We start from the raw sequence: 25,149 nt of genomic DNA, 5'->3' as shown, positions 1-25,149 counted from the left end.
TCGTCAGCGACCCGGAGAGTCCGCGTCTCCAGCGTCAGCGAAACTAGCTGTCCACAAGCAACTCTCGGCTTTGGCGGCACTGATGACGCAGTTGGCGGTGTCGAGCACCGGGCTGTCCAGTTCGACGACGCCGACGGGCATCGACGCGGCCAGCCGTGACACCGTCCGAGCCAACGACACCTTCGCCGAGTTCGGTACCACCAGGAGCCTGGCGCACGCCGTCCGGCCGGCGATCAGCATCAGACGCACGCGCCGGTCGTTCCAGCCCAGCATCGACATCGAGCCGGCGGACAGCGGCGTCAGGGCCGGCGGGCGGGTAGCCGCCGTCCAGTTCAGTTTCATGTCGACGACCTCGCCCAGCACCGGATGCAGCGCCTCGATCAGCTCGGGCAACTCACGCGCCAACGCACTCGTATGCGGCCACCAGGCGCCGTCGATCTCGCCGCCCAGCACCGCGTTCAAGGTCACCCGGACGGGGCTCGCGGAGCGGCGCGCTCCCTGCAGTCCGTTCATCACGGCGTTGCGGACGTCAATGCCGGCTGGTGAAGCTGGGGGGAAACGGGAAGGACTGTCATTCGCGGGCCTCGCATGAGCAGGATCGGGTGAAGGATCTATCACGCACCGCCAATGCGAATGGACCGCTTCCGAGCCTACACTCCGGGCACCACCCGTAGCGGGCGGTTGGATCCTCGGTCAGCGGGCCAATATCGCGAGCAAATCGGCCAGCGGCGTCGTGGCGAAGCCGATCGCGGCATCGCCGATCCCGTACGGCAAGACCAGCGTGCCGGCGTGCACGAGCGCCCCGCACGAGTACACGACGTTCGGTACGTATCCGTTCTGCTCGTCGGTAGAAGGGCTGAGCAGAGGCTCCCGCAGCCGACCGATGATCCTCGTCGGATCGTCCAAGTCGAGCAGGATCGCGCCGATGCGGTAGGTCCGCATCGGACCGACACCATGAGTGAGAACCAGCCAGCCTACGTCGGTTTCGATCGGGGCACCGCAGTTGCCCAGCTGCAGCACCTCCCATGACTCCACCGGTTGCTGGCAGGCTCGGGCGTCGGTCCAGACGTTGGGGCGGTCGGAGACGGTGATGGCGTTGGATTCGCGGTCGGCCCGCGACAACGCCGTGTAACGACCGCCGATGCGACGGGGGAACAGCGCCAGGCCTTTGTTCGCCGCGGCGCGCCCGACCATCGGCGTGGAGGTGAAGGACCGAAAATCCTTCGTCGCGAGCAACTGCTGGCTGACGTGCGAGCCGCTGTAGGCGGTGTAGGACGCGTAAAAGGTGACCGTGCCGTCGTCATCGACGAAGCGGACGAATCGGGCGTCTTCCATCCCGGCCCGCTCTGCTGGTGTCGACGGCCACAGAACACGCTCGGAAAGCGGAACCTGGCAGGGGAATTCGACCGCATACATGCGCTCGGCAATGGCACGGATCTGGTCGATCACCCACTGCGTGGGTCCACGGGTGCTCAGATGGGCCTGCAGTCGGCCGAGTTGATGATCGAGTTCGGCCCTCGTGAAGTGTTCGCCGAGTGGATCCAGGACGTAGGCGGCCACCTCCTCGGTGTCGTCGATCCCGGCCAGCGCGACGCGGAAGACGGCCGCATCGAGAGTGATTCGCGCGGTGCGCCCGGTCGTGGCCAGAATGACCGGATCGTCGATGGTGGGATTGCCGGTCGAGTCGACCGTGCCGGTGCGGAATCCGATTGAGGAGCGGTGTCCCTCCCCGATGCCGCGGACACTGAGCACAAACCTCAGCTCACCGGGACCGACGCCGGCCTGGTCGGGGTGAGCCACGATGCTGGGGTTGCACAGCGCCGCGCCTTCGATGGCGTATTCGCTGGTGAATGTCGCGCCGAGCAACAGGGTTCGCGCATCCGACAAGCGAACCCCGGGCCGGAGACGGTCGGCGAGTTCCGCCGCGTGGCGGCGAAAGGTTCCGGCGAGTCCGCGGTGCCGGCCGTCGAATCGGGTGATGACGTCGTCCAGCGACGCCAACACCTCGTCTTCGGCCATCGCCAGGATGCGGGCCAGCACTATGCCGGCTCGTGACTGGTGGTGATCGAAGCTCTCCTGTCCGGGGACGAAGAGCTGGGTGACCACCCGGGAGGAGTCGGCGCGCAGGCGGTACGGGCTGATCGTGACGAGCGGAGTTTCCAGCGAAGTCATCTCTGCAGCAACGATATTCGGCGGGCGTGTTGCAGCGTCGAGAGCACGGCCAGAGTCGACTCCGCGCCCTGGTTGGGGTTGACCCCGCTGGCATGCAGTCCGTCGAACCCGCCTCCCGTCGCGGGGTCCCACATCACCTGACCGGCGTCGTTGAGTCCCTCGAACCAGGCGGCGGCCGCTCGGATTCCGTCCGGCCACGACGCGGCGGCGTCGACACCGGCGGCGCGGGCACATGCGTCGGCCAGCGTGGCCACTTCGACGGGCTGCTGGTCGAACGCTGGCCGCGGGTCACCGGGACCCCGTCCGGCGACCGGAGTCGGCGACAGGTGACCTGCGGCCGACTCCGATTCCAGCAGCCAGGCCAGCAGATCGAGTCCGCGACGCCACAGTTTCGGCGCCTCCAGCGCAATGCCCGCAGCGATCATCGCCTCGGGCAGTACCGCGTTGGCGTAGGTCAGCTTGGGCTCCGGCCAGGGCCAGTCCGCCTCGCTGTCAGCTGTCGGAAGCGACATCGCGTACTCAGTGATCAGCTTGCGCGCGCCGGTGTGGTCGGCATCGAAGGTGAGGACCTCGGCCGCGCCGAGCACCGAATACGCCGTGGCGCGGGGCCACGGCGAGCGGGCCTGAGTAGCCCTCTCGAACTGAACGAGGGCCATCTTGCGCACCCACGTTACTTCGCTGCGCGCCACCGCGGTGCCCAAACCCCAGACGCACCTTCCCCAGCAGTCGTCCACGCTGGGCTTGTCCGTCCACTTGCCCTTGGTGTCCATGCGGTTCCGACATGCTCCGGTGAGGGCCTGCGCATCGCCGAGGAAGCGTACGGCGATGCCCGCCAGGCGATTGAGGTCACCGTCGGGGTTGGGTTGACGGGTGGCGACCACGAGCACTCTGGCCATGTCGTCGGTGCAGTACCCGTGTTCGGGACGGGGTTCGGCCAACAGCGCATGCTCGAAGGTGCCGCGGTGGTCGGTCATATGGATCAGGTGATCGAAGATCGGGGCAGGCGCGGCGCTCACACCAGTGCCGAACGCTCGGTGCACAGCCGGCGCGCGAGGGCCAGATAGGTCCGTGCCACTAGGGGCCAGGCCAGCTGCGGAGCGCTCGCACGTGCCTCGGCGGCCATAGCTCCGGCCAATCGTGGTTGGGTGAGGACTTGGCGCAGCGCGGCGGTCATCGCGTCCGGATCGTCATGGTCGACCACGATTCCCACCCCACCACCGAGCATCTCGACGGCGTGCGGAAACGCGGTAGCGACCACCGGGCGGCCGTTGGCGACCGCTTCGACGAGCACACCTGAGGTGACCTGATCGGTGGAGTCGTAGGGCAACACGATGACTGCGGCGGACTGCACAGCGGCGCGCAGGGACACGCCGTCGAGGTAGCCGGGTGCGAAGCTCACCGAGTCGACCAGGCGATGACGGCGAACCAGTGCTTGAAGCGATTCGCGGTACGCCTCGCCCTCTGCGGCCAGCACCTTGGGGTGGGTGCCGCCGGCCACCAGATACCGGGGCCGGCCGGGCAGATCCCGCAGCGCCGCCATTGCGTCGATGACCCGCTCGATGCCCTTGCCGGGCCCCAGCAGACCCCACGTCAAGATAGTCGGTCGTCCGCGACGGGAGACCTGTACCGCGGGGGTGACGACGGCGCCGTGGGCAATCGTGCTGACTTTGCGGCTGTCCACCCGATAGCCGGCTTTCAAGCGGTCCTTGGCGGCCGTCGACATGACGACGACCTGGCTGGCCGCTGCGGCCAGGGATTCCAGCACTAAACGTTGGTGGGCCGTTGGTTCTTTGACGACGGTGTGCAACACGACGATCGAGGGGATCCGTAGCGCGTCGACGATATCGAGAACATCCGCGCCGTCGACACCACCGTAGATGCCGTACTCGTGTTGGATGACGGCGACATCGCTCTGGTTCAACAGTTCCGCGGCCGCCGCGACCGACGATGGCGCACCGTTGGTCACCTCGCCGACGACGCGCGGATCGTCAGTGCTCGTGCCGTCGCCGATCCGTACCACGTTGACTGCCGCACCAGCAGTCTCCATCGCATCGGCGAGCGCGGAGCTGAAAGTTGCGAGTCCACAACGCGTTGGCGGGTAGGTAGTCAGGATGCTGATGGTCGTCGGCGTGGAAAGCTGTTGTACGCCAAAGGGAAACAGCGGACGTGAAGAAATGGATAGAGAAGTCAAGGTGATCCCGCCTGGCGGTCGTCACCGGCGTGCCCGGCAGGAGCGGATGCTCGGCGAGATCAGCGGCGGACAGCTGACTCATCCCGGACTGGCTGGATTACCAACACACTCCAGGTTACACCCCAGGTCCTGCTGCTGTGCGGGCGCGAGCACGACTCACGGCTTCGTCGACGACGCGTTGGGCGACGTCGACCAGCTTGCGTTGTTCGGCCTGGCTCGCCGACCTCAGGTAACCCAGCGCATCGTCGGCACTGCGGCCGGTACGTCCGCGGATCAGACCAACCGCCTGATCGATGATGGGCCGGGTCGCCAACGCCTCTTGCAGACGGTCAGCCAACGCGAGTGCACGTGCCAGGATTCTGGCGTTGTACACGGCGACGGCGGCCGGTTTGGCGAACAGTTCGCCGATCTCGGCGGCGTCCTGGCCAAAGACGGACTTCCCGAACGCGTAGGCACTGATCGCGCCGATCACCTGATCGTCGACGAGCATGGGCAGCGCGAGCACGCTGTGCACCCCCAACCGGCCCACGCGTGGCCCGAATCGCGGCCACAGTTTCTCGCCGCCGAGCGACCCGGAGCGCACAGTGCGCCGCTGCGACGCCGCGGTGATGCACGGCCCTTCCCGCAGAACGGTGTACTGAATGCGGTCGATGTCACCGACGAACGGGGCGCTGACCGCAATGGAGTCCACCATCTCGTCCACCGCGTCGATGTTGAGCAGGGCCACACCGACGCCGTCGGCACCGGGAATCGCGCGCGCGGCGAAGGCAGCTACCTCGCCGAGCACCGCCGCCAGCGGACGGCTACCTGCGACCAGGCCGGCTAGATCGTCAATCGCCGCCTTGACATTGACACCGGCGGCCACGTCTCCGGAAGGCGGCGATTCGTCCTCGTTGTGAGGGGATTTCGCCATCGCTGCCACGGCAGTCCCACCCTCTCGTACCCAAGCGCGGATGTCGGTCCCACCCGCGTCGCGCGACGCTCGGACACCTTGACGGTACGCCAGTCGAACCGCGGGATGCCGTGATCCAGGCCGAGACGGTACTGACCGGGAAGGGAGGTAAATGATCCATTGCACAGCAAGCTTTTTCGCCGACAACCTTGATCGGGTCGGCACTGAGGCACCGCCGGTCTGCACCCGTGCGCGTGCTACGCTCGCCGCCAGGATGTTTGCTTCATCCTTCATTTGACGAGAGAAGCACCAGAAATGGCACAGGGCACTGTGAAATGGTTCAACAACGACAAGGGCTTCGGCTTCATCGCGCCCGATGACGGCACGGAGGACGTTTTCGTACACTTCAGCGGCATCACCGGGGGTGGGTTCAAGTCGCTGGAGGAGAACCAGAAAGTGCAGTACGAGGTCGGCCAGGGCGCAAAGGGGCCACAGGCTACCAATGTCCGGCCCGTCTGACGCGGGCAAAGGTCTTTTGCCGGCGCGATTCGCGCGGTAAGCTCATTGCCGGTTGATGCCCCAGCCTTCGGATACGTGACGGTGGCGATCTGATTCCCCACCGGTCGGCCGTTCAGCCGACGTAGCCGACAGTTTTCGGCGATCTCCATTCGTATCGGCTCGGGAGCCCGGTTGCCCGGACGTTCCATCACCCCTTGGCGCACTGCACCCATTGTCGGGGCACTAATCGTCGAACCGCTGTTCCCCCGCTCTTGCGGAGTACGCTCGAAGCGACCACCCGCTTGGAGTGCGGGTGACCAACGGCCCCTTCATAACTGGCGGCGACGTGCTTTCGTGACTGAGCCGAAGGCCCGGGTCACCGGAGAGCCGACCGCGCCGATCCGCCATACGTGGCGCGAAGTGCACGAACGAGCCCGGCGGATCGCCGGGGGTCTGGCCGTGGCCGGCGACGGTCCGGGTGACGCGGTCGCGGTGCTCGCCGGGGCGCCGGTGGAGATCTCCCCTACCGCGCAGGCGATCTGGATGGGCGGAGCCAGTCTGACGATGGTGCACCAGCCTACTTTGCGTACCGATCTGCGGCGCTAGGCGCAGGAGACCACCAGCGTCATCGAGATGATCGACGCCGCAGCCGTGGTGGTCTCGGATCCCTTCATGCCCACCGCACCACTCCTCACGGAGCTGGGTATCCAGGTGCGGACATTCGAGCAGCTCTTCGACAGCCGCCCGACCGACCCGGTCCGCACCGGGGAGGGCGACGTGGCACTACTCCAATTGACCTACGGGTCGACCGGGTCGCCCAAAGCCGTGCAGATCACTCACCGCAACATCGTCTCCAATGCCGAGGCGATGTTCGTCGGCGCTCAGGTCGACACCGACGAAGACGTGATCGTGTGCTGGCTGCCGCTCTTCCATGACATGAGTATGACGGGGTTTCACACGGTGCCAATGTATTTCGGGATCGATTTGATCAAGGCCACCCCGATGGATTTCATGCGCGGCACACTGCTGTGGGCCAAGCTGATCGACAAGTATCGCGGCACCATGACCGCCGCCCCGAACTTTGCCTACACGCTTTTCGCGAAACGGCTTCGCGGCCAAGCGAATCCCAGTCAGTTCGACCTGTCCTCCCTACGGTGGGCGCTGTCGGGCGCCGAGCAGGTGGAACCGGCCGATGTCGAGTACCTCATCGCCGCCGGCCGGCCATTCGGGCTGCGGCCCGAGGCGGTGGTCCCTGCCTACGGTATGGCGGAAACGACCGTGGCGGTTTCGTTCACCGCGTTCGGTAGAGGCCTTTCGGTCGACGAGGTCGACGCCGATCTGCTCGCGGTGCGGTTCCGACCACGAAGGGCAAGACGCACCGTCTGGCAACGCTGGGCCGGGTGCTCGACGGGATGGAGGCACGGGTCGTCGACGACGACGGTGCACTGTTGCCGCCCGCGGCGTCGGCGTGCTCCAAGTGCGCGGCGAACCGGTGACAACCGGATACATGACTGTGGCGGGATTCGTTGCAGCTCAGGATGATCAAGGCTGGTACGACACCGGCGACCTTGGTTACCTCACCGAGGCCGGCGACGTCGTGGTGTGCGGACGGGTCAAGGACGTCATCATCGTGGCGGGCCGCAACATCTACCCCACCGACATCGAACGGGCGGCGGCAAGGGTCCCCGGGGTGCGGCCCGGCCGCGCTGTCGCGGTCCGTATCGACGCCGGGCATGATCCCCAAGACCCCCTCGGGGAAGTTGCGCCGAGCGCATGCACTCGCGCTCGTAACCTGACTGACGGCGCCCGTTCGCGGGTAAATTCCTAGCAGAAATGACCGATTACGACGCACAGCCCGGTCGCACACCGCCAGAACCGGCAGAGCTGTCCGCCTCGCAACGAGACGCGGACAAACTCGATCTGTCCGCGGGTCTGCGGGGCGTCGCCGGAATCGTGGCAGGCGCCAAATCAGTGTCCGAACTGTTGCGCGACGTGGCGGAATTCGCGACTCACGCACTGCCCGGCGTCGACAGCGCCGGTGTGGCCCTGATCGACGACGACTCGATAGTGCGCACCTGGGCCGCCACCAGCTGTCTGGTCGACGACATCGACGCCGTGCAGTATCGCGAGTTCAACGAAGGCCCCTGCCTGACGTGTATGGAGTCCCGCCGTCCAGCGGTCAGTGGGTCACTGGGCAGCGACAGCCGCTGGCCGCACTTCGGCGGGCGGGTGGCCAGGATGGGTGTGCACTCGGCGCTGTCGCTGCCGCTGATCATCGGCGATCATGTGATCGGCGCGATCAACGCCTACGCGTACCGCCGCGACGCGTTCGGCGAGCATGCCGTGCGACTGGGTGCGCAGTTCGCCGGATCCGCGGCGGTGTCGGTGTACAACGCACAGCTGCTGGCCAAGGCCCATGAGCAGACGGAGCGCCTGCAACATGCCTTGACCAGCCGTGCAGTCATCGACCAGGCGATCGGCATCATCCGCAGCCGTTCCGGGGGCACTGCGGAAGAGGCGTTCCACCGGCTCACCGAACTCAGCCAGCAACAGAACATCAAGCTCCACGTGGTGGCCGAGCAGCTGGTCGAAGAAGCGGCGCGGCGGGCGCGGGTACGGCGTGGTCAATCTTGAGAAATGTGCCGGTCTGGCGCCTTGGGAAAGCCCGCTGCGTTGGTGTGCACAGGCGGTCGACGGCGGCCAGTCTGATGCTGACTGTTCAACACCACAGTTGCGCTCCGACGGCCATCTAGCAGCGGATGACAAACGCAACCTGCTCCAAGATCCGCGCTTAAGTTGACCCTAGTCCGTCAAGGTGAATTTTTGATTGTTACCTGGCCGTTGGGGTCGCCTGCCGCCGCGGTGAATCCAAGTCAGCCTGCGCTCCGGCCGTGCAACCACCCCGGCGGTGATGCTCAATGTCGGGGGCGAACGTGGTCAGCGCGCTACGAACCAGCCGTGCTGTCCCGTCGGGGTGTCGGCAGGAGCCGCGGCCGTCGACCAGGCGGACGATCCGGCGGATCTCTTTTACCAACGGATCACTGGCACGGCCGTGCGCCAGCTGGTCGAGCAACTCCGCCAGCCTCGGCAAGCCGTTGCGGCACGGTCCGCACTGGCGGGCACTTTGGTCGGCCAGATACTGGGCGATCTCGGCGGTCCGAGCGAGGCCGCATTCGGCCCGGCCCAGCGCATGTACGATGCCGGCACCGGGCGTGGCCCCGAGTTCCTTCAGGCCCGCACGGGAAAGCCGAATGTCACGCAAAGCCGCTGCTGGAAGCCAACTTCCGTGATAGCCACCGACCAGTACCGCCGACACCGCATACGGGTCGAGCCGGTCGGTCAGGGCCGTGCCGGTGGGAACCTCGAGGACACCTTGGTTCTCCACAGCACCGGAGAGAGTGATCAGCATGGTGCCCGGATCGTCGCGATCGCCCACCTCGCGGAACCACCGCGGACCGAACCGGGCGATCAACGCGACGTGCGCGAGTGTCTCGACATTGTTGACCAGGGTTGGTCGCCCCCGCACGCCACGAACAGCGGTCGGCACCACGCGGTCGCGCGGCAGTGCTGGGCCGCCTTCGATGTGGCGAATCGCCGCGGACTCCTCCCCCGCCACGAACATGTCGGGCGCTTCGACCACGACCACGGCGTGCCGGCCCCATCCGGCCGAGCGGCGCTCGTTGAGGGCGGTGTGCGCCGCCTCGATGGCGTCGGCATGCACGTAGAGGTAGACCGCATCGGCCTCAATTGCAGTCGCGGCGATGTCGAGTCCGTCGAGCACCAGATGTGGCGCCCGGTTGAGCAGCAGAGCGTCTTTGCGGCTCAGCGGTTCTCCTTCCGCGCCGTTGCCGACTACAACCGGCTTGGCTCCGGTCACCGCGGCCATCTTGCGCCCGGTGGGAAAGCCCGCGCCGCCGCGGCCCGACAAACCGGCCTCGGTCAACGCGGAAACGAGTTGCGGGCCAGTGACGTCCGGCAGTGGTCCTAACTGTTGCCGGTGCTCGGCCAGCGCTGGACCGCGGGCGGCGAGTAGTCGGGTGACGTTAGGCATCGGCGTACTCGCGGAAATCGGCGCGCAGCCGCCACACCAACACGATCGCGACCACAACAGCGCAGCACCCGGCGAAGGCCAGGAACCAGACGCGGCCGGTGTCGGTGCCATTGCCCAGCGCATGTGCCATCGAGATGGGCCACAACGCGTAGGTCGCCCAGTGCACGACGCGGAACACGCGGGGACCCAGGCGCCTGCGCAGCAACCCGGTGACGACTACGACGATCAGTACGTCAACGGCAACCGTGCCCAGGCCTTGCCACAGTGGCCGGTAGGCGCCGAGGAACGGCACGACGATGTCGATCAGCGTGAGTTTGGCGTACGGGTCCAGGAACAGCAGCCCGACATGCAACGCCACGAGCAGCGTGGCGGCCAGTGCGACGAAGCGGTGGACATCGGACACCGCGAACCGCGGCAGTGCCAGCAGGGGGCGCCCCGACCGGGTGGCGATGCCGAGTGCAACCGACACCGTCATGAAGGCCAGCGCCACAATGCCGTTGCCGCGGCCGAGGGCCCACAACGCCTCGCTCGTCATGACCCGCGGGAGATGGTGACGTGCGGAGAGAAATTGTTGCCGCCGGTCGTGCCGCCGCCACCGAGCGGTACGTGACTCTGGCGGATCGGGAAAGCCGGCTGCGCGTTCGTCGTCGGAGGGGCCGCGGGGGTCTGCTGCTGCACCGTCGGCTTCGGGGTGTAGGTCGGCGTGTACGTCGGGGTGTAGGTCGGCGGCTGCGGCTGCGTCTGCACCGGGGCCGGTTCGGGTGTCGGTGCGGGCGGGGGCACCTCCGATACCGGCGTCTCGGGAGCCGGCGGCGGCTCGACGACGGGCGGGGCGGCTGGCACGTTCACCACGGCCTCGGTGGCCGCGGTGTCGACCGCCGGGATGTCGGCGTGGACGGGTTTGACGGTGTCGCCATACGCGAGGGTGGAGGCGCCGGCGACCCCGGCGACGCCTAACCCGGCCAGCGCCCACGAGGCCAGGGCGGCACGGCGAAATCCGGAACGGGGTGATTCCATGCCGTCGATCGTGACGGCCGATTCTTTATGACCTCAAAGAACCGACTGGGAGCAGGTTAGGCACCATCGGCGGGAACCGTGATGACCAAAGACTCCGCCACCCAGCGGGGATGCCGTGACATTCTTGAACGGTGAGCACCTGGGATGACACCGCCGACACCGGCGACTACAGCGTCGAAGACGACAATCAACTCCAGCAGGAGGACACCCTGCTCGATCGGGGCGTCGACGACATCCTCGACGAGGGCATCTCGCCACCGGAGCGGCCGTATGCCCGCACGAACCTGGATCATCCCGGGCCGGAGACTCTCGACGAGTTGTTGGCCGAAGAAGAGCCCGATCCGGTGTCGCGGCTGGGCAACGTGCTCGACGAGCTCGAACAGGAGCGCTCCGACGACGCCGAGGGTGAAACGGAATTCCCCGAGGACGACGAGGTCGGGCGGGCACGCTCGGGCCGGCTGGTAGCACCGGACGCGGGGTTCGGCGGCGACGACGACGCCGAGGCGTTCGCCACCGATGTCGGCATCGACGGCGGCGCTGCCTCGGCGGAAGAAGCCGCTATGCACGTCATCAGCGACGACGAGTAGATCCAGCCGTGGGCTAGAAGCTCAGTGCGGGTCGTGGGCCAATTCCCTCATGGCCCGGACCATTTCCGGCCGGGAATGGCGGTCCCGCATCAGCCGCCTCGCCACGTCCGTGAGGTGTTCTCCGCGCGTCCGGCTGTAGGTGCGCAACAGTCCGAACGCCTCGTTCACCGAGACGCCGAGCATCTCGCTGAGGAAACCTTTTGCCTGCTCGACCTGGACTCGGCCGGCCAGCGCCGACCGCAGCGGCGAGACCACCGTGGCGGCAGTTGGCGGCCTTTCCTGTAACACCGCGACGCAGGCGACGTGGGCCAGCGTCTGACCGACCAGCCGATCTGCCTCCGAGAGTTCTCCCGGCCGGGTGTCGAACAAGCCGAGCGCGCCGAGGACGCTGCCGGCCGCCCGCATCGGCACCGCGTGCACCGCAGCGAAGCCTGCGTCGACCGCGGCCGGCACGAACCGCGGCCACCGGTGAAGCTCGGCCCCGATATCGGGGATCAGGACCGGCTCTGCGGTGCGGAAGCACTCGATGCACGGTCCCTCTTCGGCCTGTAACTGGAACAATTCGAGTGCGCGGGTCCGCTCGGTGGTGGCGGCCAGCAGGTGCAGGCGCTGCAGCGGGTCGGCGAGCAGGAACCCCGCCGCCGCGATGTCCAGCAGTTCCGCGCAGCGTTCGGTCAGTTCGGTCAGCAGCTCGACGACGTCGAAGTCGTCGAGCAGGCTGTCGACCAACGACACCACGGCGCTGAGTACTTGGGTCTCCCGGGAGTCGTTGCTCACCATGGCTTGCCTCCTCGCCTGGGCATGGGTCGAGATTCGTCGCCGTACATCAGTCCCTGTCCAGCCGTAGGCGGTGGTCGAGGATGTCGCGGGCAACATCAGTGGCACTTCGGCCGGTGGCGTAGGCATGGGCCCGCAGCCGCACCAATGCCTCGGTCGGGTCGACGTCGAGTTGGGCCACCAACATCCCGGTGGCCTGGCTGACTTCGGCACGGCTGAGCGTGCACAGTTGTGCCCACGCGCTGCTATTGGGGTCGTCGACGGCGGCCTGCATGTCACCGGCAAGCAGATCGAGCACGGGTACCCCGGCCAACTCGGCGGCCACCGCAGCACCCGCGAAATGCTCGTCGGCCAGCTCGCGAGGTCGACTGCGGAACAGGTCCAGAGCACCGATGTACTCGCCGGCGACCACCACCGGCATGGCGAAGACCCCGTGGATGCGGTGCTCCAACATCGCTGGACCGTAGCTTGGCCAGCGCGCTTCCCCCGGCCGGGCGAGGTCGACCACCACCACCGGAGCATGGTTGGCGACCGCGTCCAGGCACGGCCCTTCGCCGTAGGTGAACTGCAGTTCGTCGTACGTCCTGGCGTGTGGTCCGCTGACACCCAATGTGGCGGTATTGGCACCTTCGAAGACAATCGATATCGCCGCTGCGTCGACATCGAGGAGCAGAACGCAAGCCTCACACAACCGGTCGGCGGCCTTGACGCCACGGTGACCGTCCACTGCCGCGACCAACTGGTCTCGGATCGTCACGCTAGACGGACCAGGCTTGAAGCGCCGGGCCCGCACGCACAGATTGCAGCGCCATCACCTCAGCCTCCACTAGTTCGGACACTATTGCTGGGCTTTGCGTGACGCCTGTGAAACGACACGGAAGTGAGCACTCCGTTGTGAGGGTAAGATTTCAGTGCTGGTCCAACAGCCGGCCCGGACCGGCGCCCCATACCCGCGGCGTCGCGAGCACCCGCTCACCGCCGGGCACGTCCTCCAACATCGTTGCGGCTCAAGCACGCACCTATCACCTTCTCGAGGACTTGCCATCGCTATCACCGACGTCGCCGCCTACGCGCACCTGAGCCGACAGGACATCGACGCACTCACCGTCGAACTCGACGCGATCCGCGCCGAGGTCGAGGAGTCCCTCGGTGCTCGCGATGCCGCCTACATTCGCCGGACCATCTTGTTTCAGCGCAGCCTGGACGTCGCCGCCCGGTTGTTGATCTTCGGCAGCCGGTCGCGGCGCGGCTGGCTGCTCGGAGTGGGCTCCCTCGCCGTGGCCAAGAGCATTGAGAACATGGAGATCTCCCACAACGTTGTTCACGGGCAGTGGGATTGGATGAACGATCCCGAGATCCACTCGAACACCTGGGAATGGGACATGGCCGGCCTCAGCTCCCAGTGGCGGTTCTCGCACAACTACCGCCACCACGTCTTCACGAATGTGCTCGATGTCGACGACGACTTGGGTTTCGGCATCATGCGGGTGTCCCGAGACACCCCGTGGCGCCCGCGCAATTTGGTGCAGCCGCTGCGCAATGTACTGCTGGCCGTCATCTTCGAGTGGGGTATCGCCCTGCACGGACTGCATTCGGAGCATGAACGGGCAGTTAACGCCACCGAACGCACGGCCCATTCGCGGGCGCTACGCGCCAAGATCACCCGCCAGGTGGTCAAGGATTATGTTCTGGTCCCGGCGCTCAACGGCCCTCGCTGGCGGCGGGCGTTGACCGCGAATGCCGTCGCCAACGTCGTGCGCAACCTCTGGGCCTACGCCGTGATCTTCTGCGGGCACTTCCCGGACGGGGCAGAGAAATTCACCGCCGACGTGCTGGAGCAGGAGACCAAGGGCGAGTGGTATCTGCGTCAGATGCTGGGCAGCGCCAACTTCACCGCCGGACCGGTGCTGGCGTTCCTCAGCGGCAATCTGTGCTACCAGATCGAGCACCATCTGTTCCCCGACCTGCCGAGCAACCGCTATGCGAAGATCGCTCCCCGGGTCCGCGCGCTCTGTGCGAAGTACGGCCTTCCGTATACCACCGGACCGCTACTGAAGCAGTTCCTGCTGGCGCAGCGGACCATCCTGAAATTGGCTCTGCCAGATGAACTTCTGAGTGCGACGGCCGACGATGCACCCGAGACGGCCTCAGAACGCAAGTATCAACTGCACGATCGGGTTAGCGGGTAGCTCCGTTGATGACGGGTGCGTCGATGGCGCCTTTCTCGACACCCCAGATGGTGGCGATGGTCCGGTACTCCCCCGTCTGAACCAGGTGGTCCAACGCCTGGCGTAGCGCCTCGGCCAGGCCGGAGCCCTTGGCCACCGGCCAGCCGTAGGGCGCGGAGTCGAACACCTCGCCCGCCGCTTCGAGCTTGCCGCCGCTGGTTTTGACCGCGAATCCGGTCACCTGCGAGTCGGCGGACATGGCGTCGACCTCGCCGGCCATCAACGCGGCGTTGAGGTCGTCCTGGCGGGTGTAGACGACCTTCTTTATAGGCGGCTTGCCGGCGGCCACGCAGGCCTGGCTCTTGGCCGGGATCTCCTCGGTCTCCTGGATCGCGGCGTAGGCGACCCCTACTTTCAATCCGCAAGCGTTGTCGGGATCGATGGGATCGCCCGGCCGCTGGGCCCACAGCGTTCCGGCTTGGAAGTAGGTGACGAAGTCGGCGGCGGACTCTCGCTCCCTTGTGTCGGCGAACGACGACAGTCCGAGGTTGAAGTCGCCGGCGCGCACCGAAGGAATGATCGCCTCGAACGCGGTCTCCCGATATTCCGGGGCCAGCCCCAGCGTGCGGGAGACTGCGTTCATGAGATCGATGTCGAAGCCGACGATGTTACCGTCAGCGTCGGCGAATTTATTTGGGCCATAGGGTAAGTTAACGCCGACCACCAGTCGCCCGCTCTTGCGGATGTTCTCCGGAACCAGGGCGGCGATCGACGGCACCGCGCCCGGCGGCGGCGCACCCGCCCAGGGGTGGGCATGGCGTGGCGCCCGGAACCTCCGGTGCGGCGGACGGGTGCGCGCAGCGCCTGTGCAGCGGCGGCAGCGAGCTCACCCGCGGACTGGTAGCGCTGTTCGGGCTTCTTGGCCATGCCCTTGGCGATCACCTCGTCGAAGGCAGCCAGTTTGGGGTTGCGCTCCGACGGCCCCGGTGACGGGCTGTCGATGTGGCCGGCGATCTGCTGTTCGAGGCTGTCGGCCGGATAGGACCGGGTTCCGGTGAGGCATTCGTAGAGCGCGCAGGCCAGGGCGTAGACATCGGAGCGAAAATCGGCTTCGCCGCTGCCGAGCCGCTCGGGCGCCATGTAGGCCAGGGTGCCCAATGTGGCTCCCGCCGTGGTCAATCCGGCCTCACCCGCTGTGCGGGCCAGGCCGAAGTCGATGAGGTAGGCAAAGCCACGGGTGGTGACCAAGATGTTGGACGGTTTGACGTCGCGGTCGCCGGTTCCAGGGGGCCGTGGTCGGCGAGCATGGTCCCGAGCGGTTCACCCTCGATGAGACGCATGACGAGGTAGAGCCGACCGTCGATCTCGCCATAGCCGTGGATGGGGACGACCTGCGGTTCGTTGAGTGCAGCGGCGGCCTGGGCTTCCCGGCGAATGCGTTGCTGAAAAGTGAGGTCCTCGGCAAGATGGTGCGGCAGTACCTTCAGCGCGACGACGCGGTCGGACGCGCGCTACCAAACCCGGATGTAGTCGATCAGCATGTTCGCCGGGTAGGTGCCCGGCCCGGGATCGCCGCCACCGGAGCCCGCGACCGCGAGGTCGAACACCGGGAACATCCGGTAACCGGGGTCGTTGAACTGCCAGTCCGGCAGGGAGCGGGCGGGCACGTTGAAATAGGGCGCCGCGCCATCGGTGTAGTCCTTGTAGAACCGCATGCCGGCGTCATCCCATTGCACGCGCCAGGTGTGCCAGGCACTGTCGACAGCGATGGTCTGGCTGACATGTTCGCCGCCGTTGAGTTTGGCATGCACAGCGGTGCCCGGCGCCCACTTGCCGTTGCCATACCACTCCATAACATCGACTTCGCCACCGTTGACCGGACTTTCGTTGGACAGGTACCAGGCGGGCCAACAGCCGGGGGTCAGACAGTCCAGCTTCATCCGGGCTTCCCAGGTGTGGCCTATGCCACCGTTCCACTTGCCGAAGATCTTGCCGCTGTAGTAGGTGGGGCCGTCCTTGGCCGCATGGAAGACGAGGTTGGACTTGCCGTCGAGGTACACGTTGCGGCGGTCGTCGCGGTACTGGCCGACGTTCTCCGGCAGCTCCCAGAAGGTGGGATCTTCCATCGTCTCGCGGGCCAGTGCGACGGTCCACTTCGACGGGTCCGGCGCGGAGCCGGCCGGGCCGTCGAACTCATCGTGAAAGAGGTAGTTCTGCGGCGTAGGGGCTCGAGGGGCGGGTGTGGTGGGTGCGGCGCTGGCCTCGGGGAGTCTGGTGGCGGCTACGAGTAAACCAAGCCCCGTGGTCATGAGCATCTGGCGACGATCCATCACCCCATGAAAGCCGGTTCGCCGGAGCCGGCGCAACCTTGGCACTGACTGGCGGGTTCACGCGGTCGGCCCGTTCGGCGTTCAGATCTACACTGGCCGGGATGGCAGAACAGCCGGCGGCGGCCATGCCAGCTGGCGGATTTCCTCGTGGCGATCGACGAATGTCACTCGGCTGCAGTGTGATTGGATCGTGCTGAGATCTCGTCGGCTGGCGGTGGTGTGCCGATGAGGACGGCGTTGACGCGGCAGCCCTCCGGGCCCGCCTTCCAAGCGTGATCGGTACCGGTCATCACGACCATGTCACCTTCACGCAGGGGGTGGACGCCGTCACCCAGGATGAGGTCGACGGTGCCGCTGAGCACGGTCTGGAGGTCGAGAGTATCGGTGTGGTGCATGGGTGTCTGGGTGTTGGGTCCGTAGTCGACAACCATCCAGCGGACGTGGCCGGGCTCGATGAATTGGTCGATGAGCTCGGCGGTTGCGGGCGGACGTGGCGGAGGCGGACTGGAGGTGGTGGCGTACGGGATTGCCATGGCGAAACCGGGTGCAACCTGGTTGATGTCGACATAGTCGTTGCTGACGACGCAGGACTTGCCGTCGGCGTCAACTCCGGTGATCAGTAAGCGCATGGGGTATGACCTTTCGGTCGTCGAGTGTCAGCTTCTCTCACAGGACTTCACTTTTCGGATCAGGCTGCCGCGTGGGCAGGTGGCCCGTAGCACCGAAAACGGCGACTGCGACGGCGCCGGCGACCGCGCCGACAAACCCGAGAGCGACCACCCAGCCGAGCCCGGGGCGGGCGCTGTCACCGAGGAACACCACGCCGATGATCCCGGGCACCACCGTCTCGCCGACGACAAGGGCGGCAGTGGCCCCGTTCACCGATCCGAGCTGTAGCGCCACAGTGTGCAGGTAGAAGCCACCCGCTCCGCCGATGGCGACGGTCCACGCCGCCGGATCGGTGACGAGGGTGACCGGCTGCAAGGGCTCGAGGCCGTCGAGAACGCGGACACCGATCGCGAGCGTGCCGAACAGCACGCCGGCGATCAGGCCGGCCACGATCGCTGCGCGCGATCCCAGAAATCGAACTAGCCCGATCCCGCCGAGCAGAATCAGCAGCGCCCCGCCCAGGATGATCCAGTGCACCAGGCGGTCCGGAGTCACAGTGCCGCGTCCACCGGAGCCGAGGCCGAGCACGAACAGCGACGCAATCACCAGGGCGATGGCGACCCAGTCGCGCGAGTGCAATCTGATGCCGAGGACCCCGATCCCGAGTACCGCGGTGACGACCAGGTTGGCGCTGATGATCGTCTGCGACAGGAACAGCGGGATGAGCCTGGCCGAGACCGCGCTTCCCGCGAAACCCACGACGTCCAAGACCATTCCGACGATGAACGCTGTCGTCAGAGCAGCAGTGATGGTTGAGCGTAGGGTCGGGCCGCCGGTGGCGGTCACGTGTCCGGTGGCGCCGCGGTCGCGGGCTGCGGCCGCCGATCGACGCGCGCCGTAGGCCTGCAGGACCGAGGAGACCCCGTAGCCGAGGCAGGCCAGCAAGGCTGCCGCGACTCCGATGATCATTGGTCGAGGTTACGGGGGCCTTAGCTGGTCCGAGGACAACACCCCGCGGATCGCTGCCTGCACGCATGGAGTGACGGACACTTAGACCCGTCGGGCAACCGATCGGCAGCGCGGCTTTTCCCTACGTCTTCACCAGCGTGATCGGGAGCTGCGACTGCCCAGGTCGGGTCATCTGGCATATGCCCTGCTGAACCTCAGTCACCTGGCCTTGCAGGGTCTGGCTGTTCCACACGAAGACCATGGCTCCCTTGGTCTTGGTCTTGTCGGGGCACACCGGCACCTGGCCCTTAATCGTCATCATCCAGGTGTGTGCGCCCTGAAACACCGCCTGTCCCTCGATCAGCGGTGAGGTCACATTGGCCAGACAGCCCACCTCGATCACATTGCACAGGTTCGAGATGGTCCAGGTGTCGAGCACCTCGTTCGGGCCCTGCACGTTGAAGGTGCCCGACATCAGGTCATCAGCAGCGTTGGCCTGCGGCGCGACCGCCAACGCGAGTCCGCAGACAGCCACCGCAACACGCCCAGCGCGCATGAACAACCCCTTGCTCGTACCCCCGCGGACAGTCGACAGCAGTCCACGGTATCCCGACAACCTGCAAACCGGCAGTGCGAGAGGTTGCAGCCCGCTCACCACAGGCCCATCCGACCCGCACTCAGCCACTACATCGCCGCGACCGGCGCCGGCGTTAGCCCGCCGCCGAGGGACCAACGCTTGTCGCTGCGAGGCGGGCACCCAACATGGGTGCCCCTCCCCCGCGGCGAGATAAGCCCGCGCCGGCACGCTCCGTTAGCGGTTGCCCCGCTTGGAGCCAGCGGTGCCGGATTTCTTGCCGGCGGTCTTCGTGCCGGTGTCACTAGCCTTCGCCGCCGCAGCCTTGTTAGCGCTGGGCACCTTCGCCCCACCGATGCGGAACCGGTTGATCGCGACGCCCGGGTTGACCTTGGTGACGGTTTTCCCGTTCACCAGGATGGTTCCGGCGACGGCGAGCGGTCCCGGGCCGGCTTTCACGGTGTTCGTCCCACCCAACACGTTGAACCCGGCGGTGAAGTTGCCCCCCGGGCCGCCCGCAGTCACCGTGTTTCCGCTGCTCAACGTGTTCAGCGTCAGGTTCCAGTTGCTGCCGGCGCCACCGACGGTCAACACGTTGTTGCTGCCGATGACGTTGAACACCGCGTTTTGGTACCCGCCTTGAGAGAGAAGTTGGTTGTTGACACCGCCCAGGAAGTTCGTGGCGGTGTTGTAGATGCCGGCGGTGATCCCGACGACATTGCCGGTGCCGAACCAGTTCTGCGCGGTATTGCCGTAGCCACCGCCCGTGGAGGTGACAGTGTTGTTGCTGCCGAACAGGTTTCGAACCACGTTCTGGTAGCCACCGGTCACCGAGACGGTGTTGCCGTTGCCGAAGATATTGCGGCCCCAGTTGGCGTAGCCACCCGTTGTCGTCACGGTGTTGTTGCTGCCGAACAGGTTGCTCGCGGTGTTGACCAAGCTGCCGGCCGTCACCACGGTGTTGTTGTCGCCCAGCAGATTGGTGGCCCAGTTCCAGATCCCGCCCTGGGCCGTGACCACGCTGTTGCTGCCAAAGAGGTTGGTGGCCAAGTTGATCACCGAGCCGGTGCCCGAGGATCCGGACTCGACGATGTTGTTGCGCCCGCCCCAGTTCGAGGCGATATCGAAGAATCCGTTGGCGACGACCCGCATGCTGGCGGGATCGCCGGCGGTCCCCCTGCCGAACAGATTCAGGGCGATGTTGCCCAAACCGCCGCTACCGCCGGCGGTCACCGTGCTGCTCGTTGCCGGTGCATTCGGCGGCGTGACGTTCAGGGCGATGTTGAGGCCGAGATTGGCCAGCGAGCCCGAACCTTGAGTAACGGCAGCACCATTCGGCCCCAGCTGGGTGGCGATGCCGAACAGCCCCTCGGCGGTCGCGGACGATCCATTGCCGACCGCGGTCGCGATGGTGAACGCGTCACCGGTGGTGGCGGTGGAGTTGGTTCCGACACTGAAAGCCGCGCCGAACAAACCGCTCGCGTGCGCGGTCGCCCCGGACCCGAGCGCGACGGCGATGCTCAGCGGCGTGCTGGAGCAGCTGGCACTGTTGCCCAGGCCGAAGAACGAGGCGCAGCTGGCGTTCGCGGCAGGAGCCGATCCCAGGGCAGCCGCGGCGAACACCCCGCTTGCTGCCGCGCCGGCGACGAGGGCGCCGGTGAGGGTCGAACGGGACTTCGTGAGGGCGGTCATGCGGTTGCTCCAATCAGAACATAGTGAGATTCGATTCGCGGGGTCGCGGCAGCCGCCGCGACCCCGCCTTGGTTGAACACCAGCGCTGCCCCGGACACCATCCCGAAGAACAGCGCCAACGCCGCGCCGGCCAGCTTGCCCACGGCGAACCCGATCGGGTTGTCGCCGAGCAGCGCGCCGATCCCGGTGCCGACCGCCATGCCCAGCGTGACCTGCAGGTCCTGGCTCTTCATCACGGCCGCGATCACCGTGCTCACCAGCTCGGTCGCCGGGACCCCGTTGAGGATGTCGCCGGCAAGGCCGCCGATCAGGTCCTGAGCGGCCGGGTTGGACACCAGGGAGTTCACCGCGGCCTTCGTCACCGTGCCGGCCAGGGGCTCCAGGACGGAGTTGTTGAGCGCGGTGCGGTCGAGCAGGCCGACCACGACACCCTGCGCGACGGTGCTGACCACCTCCTGCACGGCGGGCGCCTTCAGCACCCCCTGAAGTGCGGTCGGGACGGTGGCGTTGAACGCGGCCAGGACGGCGGCATCGGCCTGCAGTGACGCGAAGGCCGTGAACACCGCGTCGGACAACGTCGTTTCGGCCAGCAATGCGGTGACGATCTGGCTGGTTGCCGCCGACAGCGCGGCGCCCACGCCGGCCTGGCCGAGGAAACCGGTCAGCACCGAGCCCGCCGTCGCGGCCAGCTGTGCGGCGGACGCCGGATCGGCCAGCGTGCTCACCAACGTCGGGCCGTAGGTGGGTCCGAGCAGCGCGCCGAGGTAGTCACGGACGGCGGCGTTTCCGGCGATGTCGTTGACCAGTGTGGTGACGGTCGCACCGAGTGCCGAAACCACCTGAGCATTGGTGACCAGCGAGTCCACCGCGCTGCCCGCGGCGGGCGGTAGGGCGGAGACGAACGCCGAATTGGCCACCAGTCCTTGCCACGCCGAGTCCAGCGCGTCGAGCCAGCTCTGTCCGTCGAGGTAGCCCACGCCGAACTCGGTGGCAGCCTCGCCCAACGCGGCGGCGACCCCGGGGGCGGCCAAGAGGTTGGCCACGCCGGCACCGGCGACCGCCGCCAGGCCCTCCATCAGGTTGGGGTTGCTCAGCAGAGCCTGCACCACGTCGTCGACCGCGCCGCCCAGCCCGTCAGCGAGGGCTCCGCCGCCGGTTGCCTCCGCCACCCAGCCGCCAGCGAGGTTCCCCAGCCAGGTGGCCACTGTCGGTCCGCTGGTCAGGTCGACGATCGCTTGGGCCGTGGCCGACGCTAGCGCCGCGCGGACCGTCGCATCACCCAAGAAGGTCCCGATCTCGTCCGACGAGGTGGCGATCAGCGAGGTCAAGTAATTGCCAAGCGGGGCAAGGTCGTCGGTCGCCAGGCCAGCGACGATCGTGTCGTACAGCTGTCCGGTCGGGCGTACGGTCGCGGCGATCGCGTCGATTGCGCCCTGGACGCCCGTGTTTCCCAGCACGGTCCGCACCAGGCCGGCCGCGGTGTTGCCGATCACCGTGCCCACCGGCTCGGGGACACCGAGGTGGGAGTGCAGTGCGTTCGAGATCTTGGTCGAGACGAACTGCAGGATGGTGTTGTTCGTGGCTAGCCGGTTGATCTCGGCACCCACCGCGCCGTTGCTGAGCAGGTCCTGGATGCCGTCGGCGACGATCGGGGCCAACTCGTCGGCGATCGGCGTCCAGCCGGGCAGCCGGGTGGTGATGAAGCTTCGCACCGCGGTGTTGAGCGCAGGGCTGGCCGTCGCCGTCGGCGGTTCGCCAGTATCACTGGCGCTGGGCACCAAAGACGCCGTGTCGCTGACAATTCCGCTGCTGGGTGCGGCGATCAGCCGTGCCGACCCGGCGAATTCCCGCCGGGTGGCCGCTGCCACTGTCCACGACAGCGGCTCGCTGACCGGGGTCAGTGGGGTGCCGGTGCCCAGCCGGTCGACCGGCTTGCGGCTGGCCGCCGACAGCGCCCCGTATGGCCTGGCGGTCGCCGGCTTCGCCGTGCGGCTGCTCGGCTTCACCGACCCCCGGGGGGCATGCTTTCCAGTCGACGAGGTCGTCTTCCCCGAGGCGCCCGCTCCGGTGTCCGCGGAGGCCACCGCCGGCAGGGCCGCGATCACACCGCCCACCCCCAGAGCCACGGCCAATGCCCCGACGCGACCGATGTAGCGACCCCGCTGTCCCATGTATCCCCCCGAAGTTACGTGATAGCTAATTTGCTAGGGGTATAGCACACGGCGGACGTGGCGCGTACGTGTATAGGTGGCTAACTGAATCAGGCCGCTCCCGACCAGGCCGGATAACTCGACCGCAACACGCCGTCGGCTCGCCCGTCGCCGATCTGAACGGTGGCCACGAACGCGCTGCTCGCCCGTGCCGGATCGATGAGGTAGGCGTTGACGACGACCGCCGACGGAGCCGTCAGTGACCTGATCCGCTCGATCAGCAGGGCCGTTCCCGACGCCATCCCGATCACCAGCGCCGTCGTCGCGCCGATCACCTGACCAACGGCGAAGGCCACCGGATTGCTACCCAGGAGGGAACCGATGCCCGCCCCTACCGCCATGCCGAAGGCGATCTGCAACTGCGGGCTGTTGATGACGGCCTGCAGCACGGTGTCGATCAGGTCACTGGTGGGTGTGCCGTTGAGAACGTCGCCGGCGAGGCTGGCGATCAGGCTCTGCGCGGCGGGGTTGGCCAGCAGCGAGTCCACCGCGGCCTGGGTGACCTGCCCTGCCACGGCGTCGAGGAAGGGATTGTCGAGCGGGGTCTTCTCGATGAGCCCGGTCACGATGTCGCGTGCGGCCGCGCCGACGGCTTGCTGCACGGGCGGGAGGCTCAGCACCGCGCACCGTCAACGACACCCCGACCGAACAGGAGGCCACCCCCGCAGCCCTGACCGCCTGAACCACCACCACGAAGAATCACACGACGACGCCGTACACCACGTCCCTGGACTTGACCGCCGGCCGAGCTGCAACAAGTGCTCGATCACATCGACGGTGACAAGTACGCCGTTGCGTGGCAACTGGCACTCACTGGACTACGCCGCGGTGAGGTGGCCGGCTTACGTTGGAGTGACGTCGATTTGGAGGCTAGGACTCTCCAGATCGCAACGACGCGACTGCGCTTCGGAAAAAACCTCGTGGAGGACACACCGAAGTCGCGCGCTGGCCGCCGCACCTTGCCCATCCCTGATCATCTGGCAGCGACGCTGCGGTCGGCTCGCGCGATCCAGGCAACCGACCGCCTGGCCCTCGGCGAGGAGTATCAACCGAGCGGCTTCGTAGTCGTCAACACAACGAACTCGGCGAGGCGCTGAGTCCGCATGCGCTCACATCACGATGGGCGCGGATGCTCAAGGCCGCTGGCGTCCGCCATATCCGGTTTCACGACGCGCGCCACACCTGCGGGACGCTGATGCACCTCCGGGAGGGGCTGATGAACGGATCTGTGACATCTGAAATCGCTTGACGAGCTGTCAGGCTGGAAGGATGTCGTTGTGCCTAAGCCCTACCCCGAGGAGTTCCGCCGTGACGTGGTGCGGGTGGCGCGCGAGCGTGGCCCTGGGGTGTCTGTGGAGCAGGTCGCTCGCGATTTCGGGATTCACCAGACCACGCTGAATTCGTGGCTTCGTATGGCTGATGCCGATGAAGGCCCGAAGTCGGTCGCAGCCCCGGATGTGCTGCGAGAGAACCGAGAGCTCAAGCGGCGCAATCGCCTGCTAGAGCAAGAGAACGAGGTCTTGCGCAAGGCGGCGGCCTATCTGGCGCGAGGATCGCTACCGGGAAAAGGCTCTACCCGCTCGTGAAGGAGCTGGCCGCAGCCGGTGCCCCGATCCGGGTGCCGGTGGCGGTCTCGTGTCGGGTCTTGAAGCTTCACCGCCAGCACTATTACGCCTGGCTGTCGTGTCCAGTCACCGACGCCGAGTACGACGAGGCGCATTTGGCGAATGCGATCTTCGACGCCCACCGCGAGGATCCTGAGTTCGGTTACCGGCTGTTGTTCGATCAGGTCCGCGCCGCCGGCCACAACGTCAGTGAACGTACGGTGTGGAAGATCTGCTCGATCAACCAATGGTGGTGTGCGTTCGGCAAGAGACGTCGCGGCCGCAAGGGCTTACCTGGCGCCCCGGCGCACGAGGATCTGGTGCGTCGCAAGTTCACTGCGCTGGGACCAAATCGGTTGTGGCTCAGTGATATCACCGAGCACCCGACCGCTGAGGGCAAGGTCTACATGTGTGCGGTCAAGGACGTGTGGTCCAACCGAATTGTCGGATACTCCATCGCTGAGCGGATGACCTCACAATTGGCCGTTGACGCGATCGAGTCCGCCGTAGCCCGCCGCGGCGGCACAGTCGCTGGTTGCACGTTGCACACCGACAGGGGCGGCCAATTTCGTTCCCGAAAACTCCAGCGGTCGCTACGGCGCCATCAGATGCTCGGCTCCATGGGACAGGTCGGCTCCGCCGGGGACAACGCCGCCATGGAAAGCTTCTTCTCTCTGCTGCAACGCAACGTCCTCGACCGCCAACGCTGGCCCACCCGCGATGACCTCCGCATCGCGATCGTCACGTGGATAGAACGCACCTACCACCGCCGTCGAAGGCAAGCCCGCTTGGGCCGATTGACCCCCATCGAATTCGAAGCCATCATGAC

General features: G+C 66.8%; 24 protein-coding genes and 2 pseudogenes. 8 read left to right on the top strand and 18 right to left on the bottom strand.

What is annotated here, in order from left to right; all coding sequences use genetic code 11:
- Positions 1-3: 3 nt before the first annotated feature.
- The 5 genes from ACXDF8_RS25415 to ACXDF8_RS25395 form a co-directional block, all read right to left on the bottom strand.
- A complete protein-coding gene (locus tag ACXDF8_RS25415; RefSeq protein WP_457226034.1) occupies positions 4-468 on the bottom strand; it encodes a DUF5994 family protein in 465 nt (154 codons plus the stop codon).
- A gap of 225 nt (positions 469-693) precedes the next feature.
- The gene (locus tag ACXDF8_RS25410) at positions 694-2,172 is read right to left on the bottom strand and encodes a glycoside hydrolase family 130 protein (RefSeq protein WP_457226033.1); all 1,479 of its coding nucleotides are present in this window, start codon (positions 2,170-2,172) and stop codon (positions 694-696) included.
- Positions 2,169-3,146 carry a glycosyltransferase gene (locus tag ACXDF8_RS25405; protein ID WP_457226044.1) on the bottom strand — a complete coding sequence of 326 codons (978 nt, stop codon included), beginning with the start codon at positions 3,144-3,146 and terminating at the stop codon, positions 2,169-2,171. The genes ACXDF8_RS25410 and ACXDF8_RS25405 overlap by 4 nt, the downstream gene beginning before the upstream one ends.
- Positions 3,147-3,184: 38 nt before the next feature.
- Positions 3,185-4,219 (bottom strand): glycosyltransferase, encoded by a 1,035-nt coding sequence (locus ACXDF8_RS25400; protein WP_457226032.1) that lies wholly within the window; start codon positions 4,217-4,219, stop codon positions 3,185-3,187.
- A gap of 259 nt (positions 4,220-4,478) precedes the next feature.
- Positions 4,479-5,276, bottom strand: coding sequence for an ANTAR domain-containing protein (locus ACXDF8_RS25395; RefSeq protein ID WP_457226031.1), 798 nt, complete (start codon positions 5,274-5,276; stop codon positions 4,479-4,481).
- Positions 5,277-5,570: 294 nt separating this feature from the next.
- Between ACXDF8_RS25395 and ACXDF8_RS25390 the strand changes: the two genes are divergently transcribed.
- From ACXDF8_RS25390 to ACXDF8_RS25380, 3 genes and pseudogenes are all read left to right on the top strand, one after another.
- The gene (locus tag ACXDF8_RS25390; RefSeq protein WP_457226030.1) at positions 5,571-5,774 is read left to right on the top strand and encodes a cold-shock protein; all 204 of its coding nucleotides are present in this window, start codon (positions 5,571-5,573) and stop codon (positions 5,772-5,774) included.
- Positions 5,775-6,107: 333 nt separating this feature from the next.
- A pseudogene (locus ACXDF8_RS25385) lies at positions 6,108-7,488 on the top strand (fatty acyl-AMP ligase); the annotation flags it as partial.
- Positions 7,489-7,586: 98 nt separating this feature from the next.
- The gene (locus tag ACXDF8_RS25380) at positions 7,587-8,387 is read left to right on the top strand and encodes a GAF and ANTAR domain-containing protein (protein WP_457226029.1); all 801 of its coding nucleotides are present in this window, start codon (positions 7,587-7,589) and stop codon (positions 8,385-8,387) included.
- Positions 8,388-8,583: 196 nt separating this feature from the next.
- Here the strand turns inward: ACXDF8_RS25380 and ACXDF8_RS25375 are convergent, their stop codons facing one another.
- The 3 genes from ACXDF8_RS25375 to ACXDF8_RS25365 are packed head-to-tail and all read right to left on the bottom strand — an operon-like array spanning position 8,584 to position 10,821.
- Positions 8,584-9,804 carry an NADH-ubiquinone oxidoreductase-F iron-sulfur binding region domain-containing protein gene (locus ACXDF8_RS25375; RefSeq protein ID WP_457226028.1) on the bottom strand — a complete coding sequence of 407 codons (1,221 nt, stop codon included), beginning with the start codon at positions 9,802-9,804 and terminating at the stop codon, positions 8,584-8,586.
- Positions 9,797-10,339 carry a ferric reductase-like transmembrane domain-containing protein gene (locus tag ACXDF8_RS25370; RefSeq protein WP_457226027.1) on the bottom strand — a complete coding sequence of 181 codons (543 nt, stop codon included), beginning with the start codon at positions 10,337-10,339 and terminating at the stop codon, positions 9,797-9,799. The genes ACXDF8_RS25375 and ACXDF8_RS25370 overlap by 8 nt, the downstream gene beginning before the upstream one ends.
- Positions 10,336-10,821 carry a hypothetical protein gene (locus ACXDF8_RS25365; protein ID WP_457226026.1) on the bottom strand — a complete coding sequence of 162 codons (486 nt, stop codon included), beginning with the start codon at positions 10,819-10,821 and terminating at the stop codon, positions 10,336-10,338. The genes ACXDF8_RS25370 and ACXDF8_RS25365 overlap by 4 nt, the downstream gene beginning before the upstream one ends.
- Positions 10,822-10,952: 131 nt before the next feature.
- On the opposite strand from ACXDF8_RS25365, the gene ACXDF8_RS25360 reads away from it, so the two are divergent.
- Positions 10,953-11,408 (top strand): DUF5709 domain-containing protein, encoded by a 456-nt coding sequence (locus ACXDF8_RS25360; protein WP_457226025.1) that lies wholly within the window; start codon positions 10,953-10,955, stop codon positions 11,406-11,408.
- A gap of 21 nt (positions 11,409-11,429) precedes the next feature.
- Here ACXDF8_RS25360 and ACXDF8_RS25355 read toward each other — a convergent pair whose 3' ends face one another.
- Both ACXDF8_RS25355 and ACXDF8_RS25350 read right to left on the bottom strand, forming a co-directional pair.
- Positions 11,430-12,185, bottom strand: a complete 756-nt coding sequence (locus tag ACXDF8_RS25355; protein ID WP_457226043.1) for a GAF and ANTAR domain-containing protein — start codon at positions 12,183-12,185, stop codon at positions 11,430-11,432.
- A gap of 49 nt (positions 12,186-12,234) precedes the next feature.
- Positions 12,235-12,942 (bottom strand): GAF and ANTAR domain-containing protein, encoded by a 708-nt coding sequence (locus ACXDF8_RS25350; RefSeq protein ID WP_457226024.1) that lies wholly within the window; start codon positions 12,940-12,942, stop codon positions 12,235-12,237.
- A 286-nt stretch (positions 12,943-13,228) separates the two neighbouring features.
- Here ACXDF8_RS25350 and ACXDF8_RS25345 point away from each other — a divergent pair, with 286 nt between their 5' ends.
- On the top strand, positions 13,229-14,374 hold the full coding sequence (locus ACXDF8_RS25345; RefSeq protein ID WP_457226042.1) for a fatty acid desaturase family protein: 1,146 nt from the start codon (positions 13,229-13,231) through the stop codon (positions 14,372-14,374).
- On the opposite strand, the pseudogene ACXDF8_RS25340 reads toward ACXDF8_RS25345, so the two are convergent.
- The 7 genes and pseudogenes from ACXDF8_RS25340 to ACXDF8_RS25310 all read right to left on the bottom strand — a co-directional run bounded on the left by ACXDF8_RS25340 (position 14,364) and on the right by ACXDF8_RS25310 (position 22,218).
- Positions 14,364-15,840, bottom strand: a pseudogene (locus ACXDF8_RS25340) (bifunctional serine/threonine-protein kinase/transporter substrate-binding domain-containing protein). The gene ACXDF8_RS25345 and the pseudogene ACXDF8_RS25340 overlap by 11 nt on opposite strands.
- Before the next feature lie 24 nt (positions 15,841-15,864).
- Positions 15,865-16,683, bottom strand: a complete 819-nt coding sequence (locus tag ACXDF8_RS25335; protein WP_457226023.1) for a glycoside hydrolase family 16 protein — start codon at positions 16,681-16,683, stop codon at positions 15,865-15,867.
- Positions 16,684-16,847: 164 nt separating this feature from the next.
- Positions 16,848-17,312 carry a cupin domain-containing protein gene (locus tag ACXDF8_RS25330; protein WP_457226022.1) on the bottom strand — a complete coding sequence of 155 codons (465 nt, stop codon included), beginning with the start codon at positions 17,310-17,312 and terminating at the stop codon, positions 16,848-16,850.
- A 37-nt stretch (positions 17,313-17,349) separates the two neighbouring features.
- Positions 17,350-18,261: a hypothetical protein gene (locus ACXDF8_RS25325; protein WP_457226021.1), complete on the bottom strand. Its 912-nt coding sequence runs from the start codon at positions 18,259-18,261 to the stop codon at positions 17,350-17,352.
- A 121-nt stretch (positions 18,262-18,382) separates the two neighbouring features.
- Entirely contained in the window at positions 18,383-18,796 is a 414-nt protein-coding gene (locus tag ACXDF8_RS25320; RefSeq protein ID WP_457226020.1) for a hypothetical protein, read from the bottom strand.
- Positions 18,797-19,051: 255 nt separating this feature from the next.
- Entirely contained in the window at positions 19,052-20,506 is a 1,455-nt protein-coding gene (locus ACXDF8_RS25315) for a beta strand repeat-containing protein (protein ID WP_457226019.1), read from the bottom strand.
- A complete protein-coding gene (locus ACXDF8_RS25310) occupies positions 20,503-22,218 on the bottom strand; it encodes a hypothetical protein (protein ID WP_457226018.1) in 1,716 nt (571 codons plus the stop codon). The genes ACXDF8_RS25315 and ACXDF8_RS25310 overlap by 4 nt, the downstream gene beginning before the upstream one ends.
- On the opposite strand from ACXDF8_RS25310, the gene ACXDF8_RS25305 reads away from it, so the two are divergent.
- A complete protein-coding gene (locus ACXDF8_RS25305) occupies positions 22,205-22,660 on the top strand; it encodes a hypothetical protein (protein WP_457226017.1) in 456 nt (151 codons plus the stop codon). The genes ACXDF8_RS25310 and ACXDF8_RS25305 overlap by 14 nt on opposite strands.
- 106 nt (positions 22,661-22,766) lie before the next feature.
- On the opposite strand, the gene ACXDF8_RS25300 is transcribed toward ACXDF8_RS25305, so the two are convergent.
- Complete coding sequence (locus ACXDF8_RS25300) at positions 22,767-23,318, bottom strand: hypothetical protein (RefSeq protein WP_457226016.1); 552 nt, start codon at positions 23,316-23,318, stop codon at positions 22,767-22,769.
- Positions 23,319-23,474: 156 nt separating this feature from the next.
- Here ACXDF8_RS25300 and ACXDF8_RS25295 point away from each other — a divergent pair, with 156 nt between their 5' ends.
- Positions 23,475-23,813, top strand: a complete 339-nt coding sequence (locus ACXDF8_RS25295; protein ID WP_457226015.1) for a site-specific integrase — start codon at positions 23,475-23,477, stop codon at positions 23,811-23,813.
- A 180-nt stretch (positions 23,814-23,993) separates the two neighbouring features.
- A protein-coding gene (locus tag ACXDF8_RS25290; RefSeq protein ID WP_457223387.1) for an IS3 family transposase occupies positions 23,994-25,149 on the top strand; the annotation gives its coding sequence in 2 pieces (ribosomal slippage) (positions 23,994-24,278 and positions 24,281-25,149; 1,154 coding nt annotated over the 2 pieces). This gene is flagged as partial in the annotation.

It is taken from the genome of Mycolicibacterium sp. CBM1, from assembly GCF_054073305.1.
The sequence above is the reverse complement of the archived record's forward strand: the minus strand, read 5'-3'. Positions and strand labels throughout refer to the sequence as shown.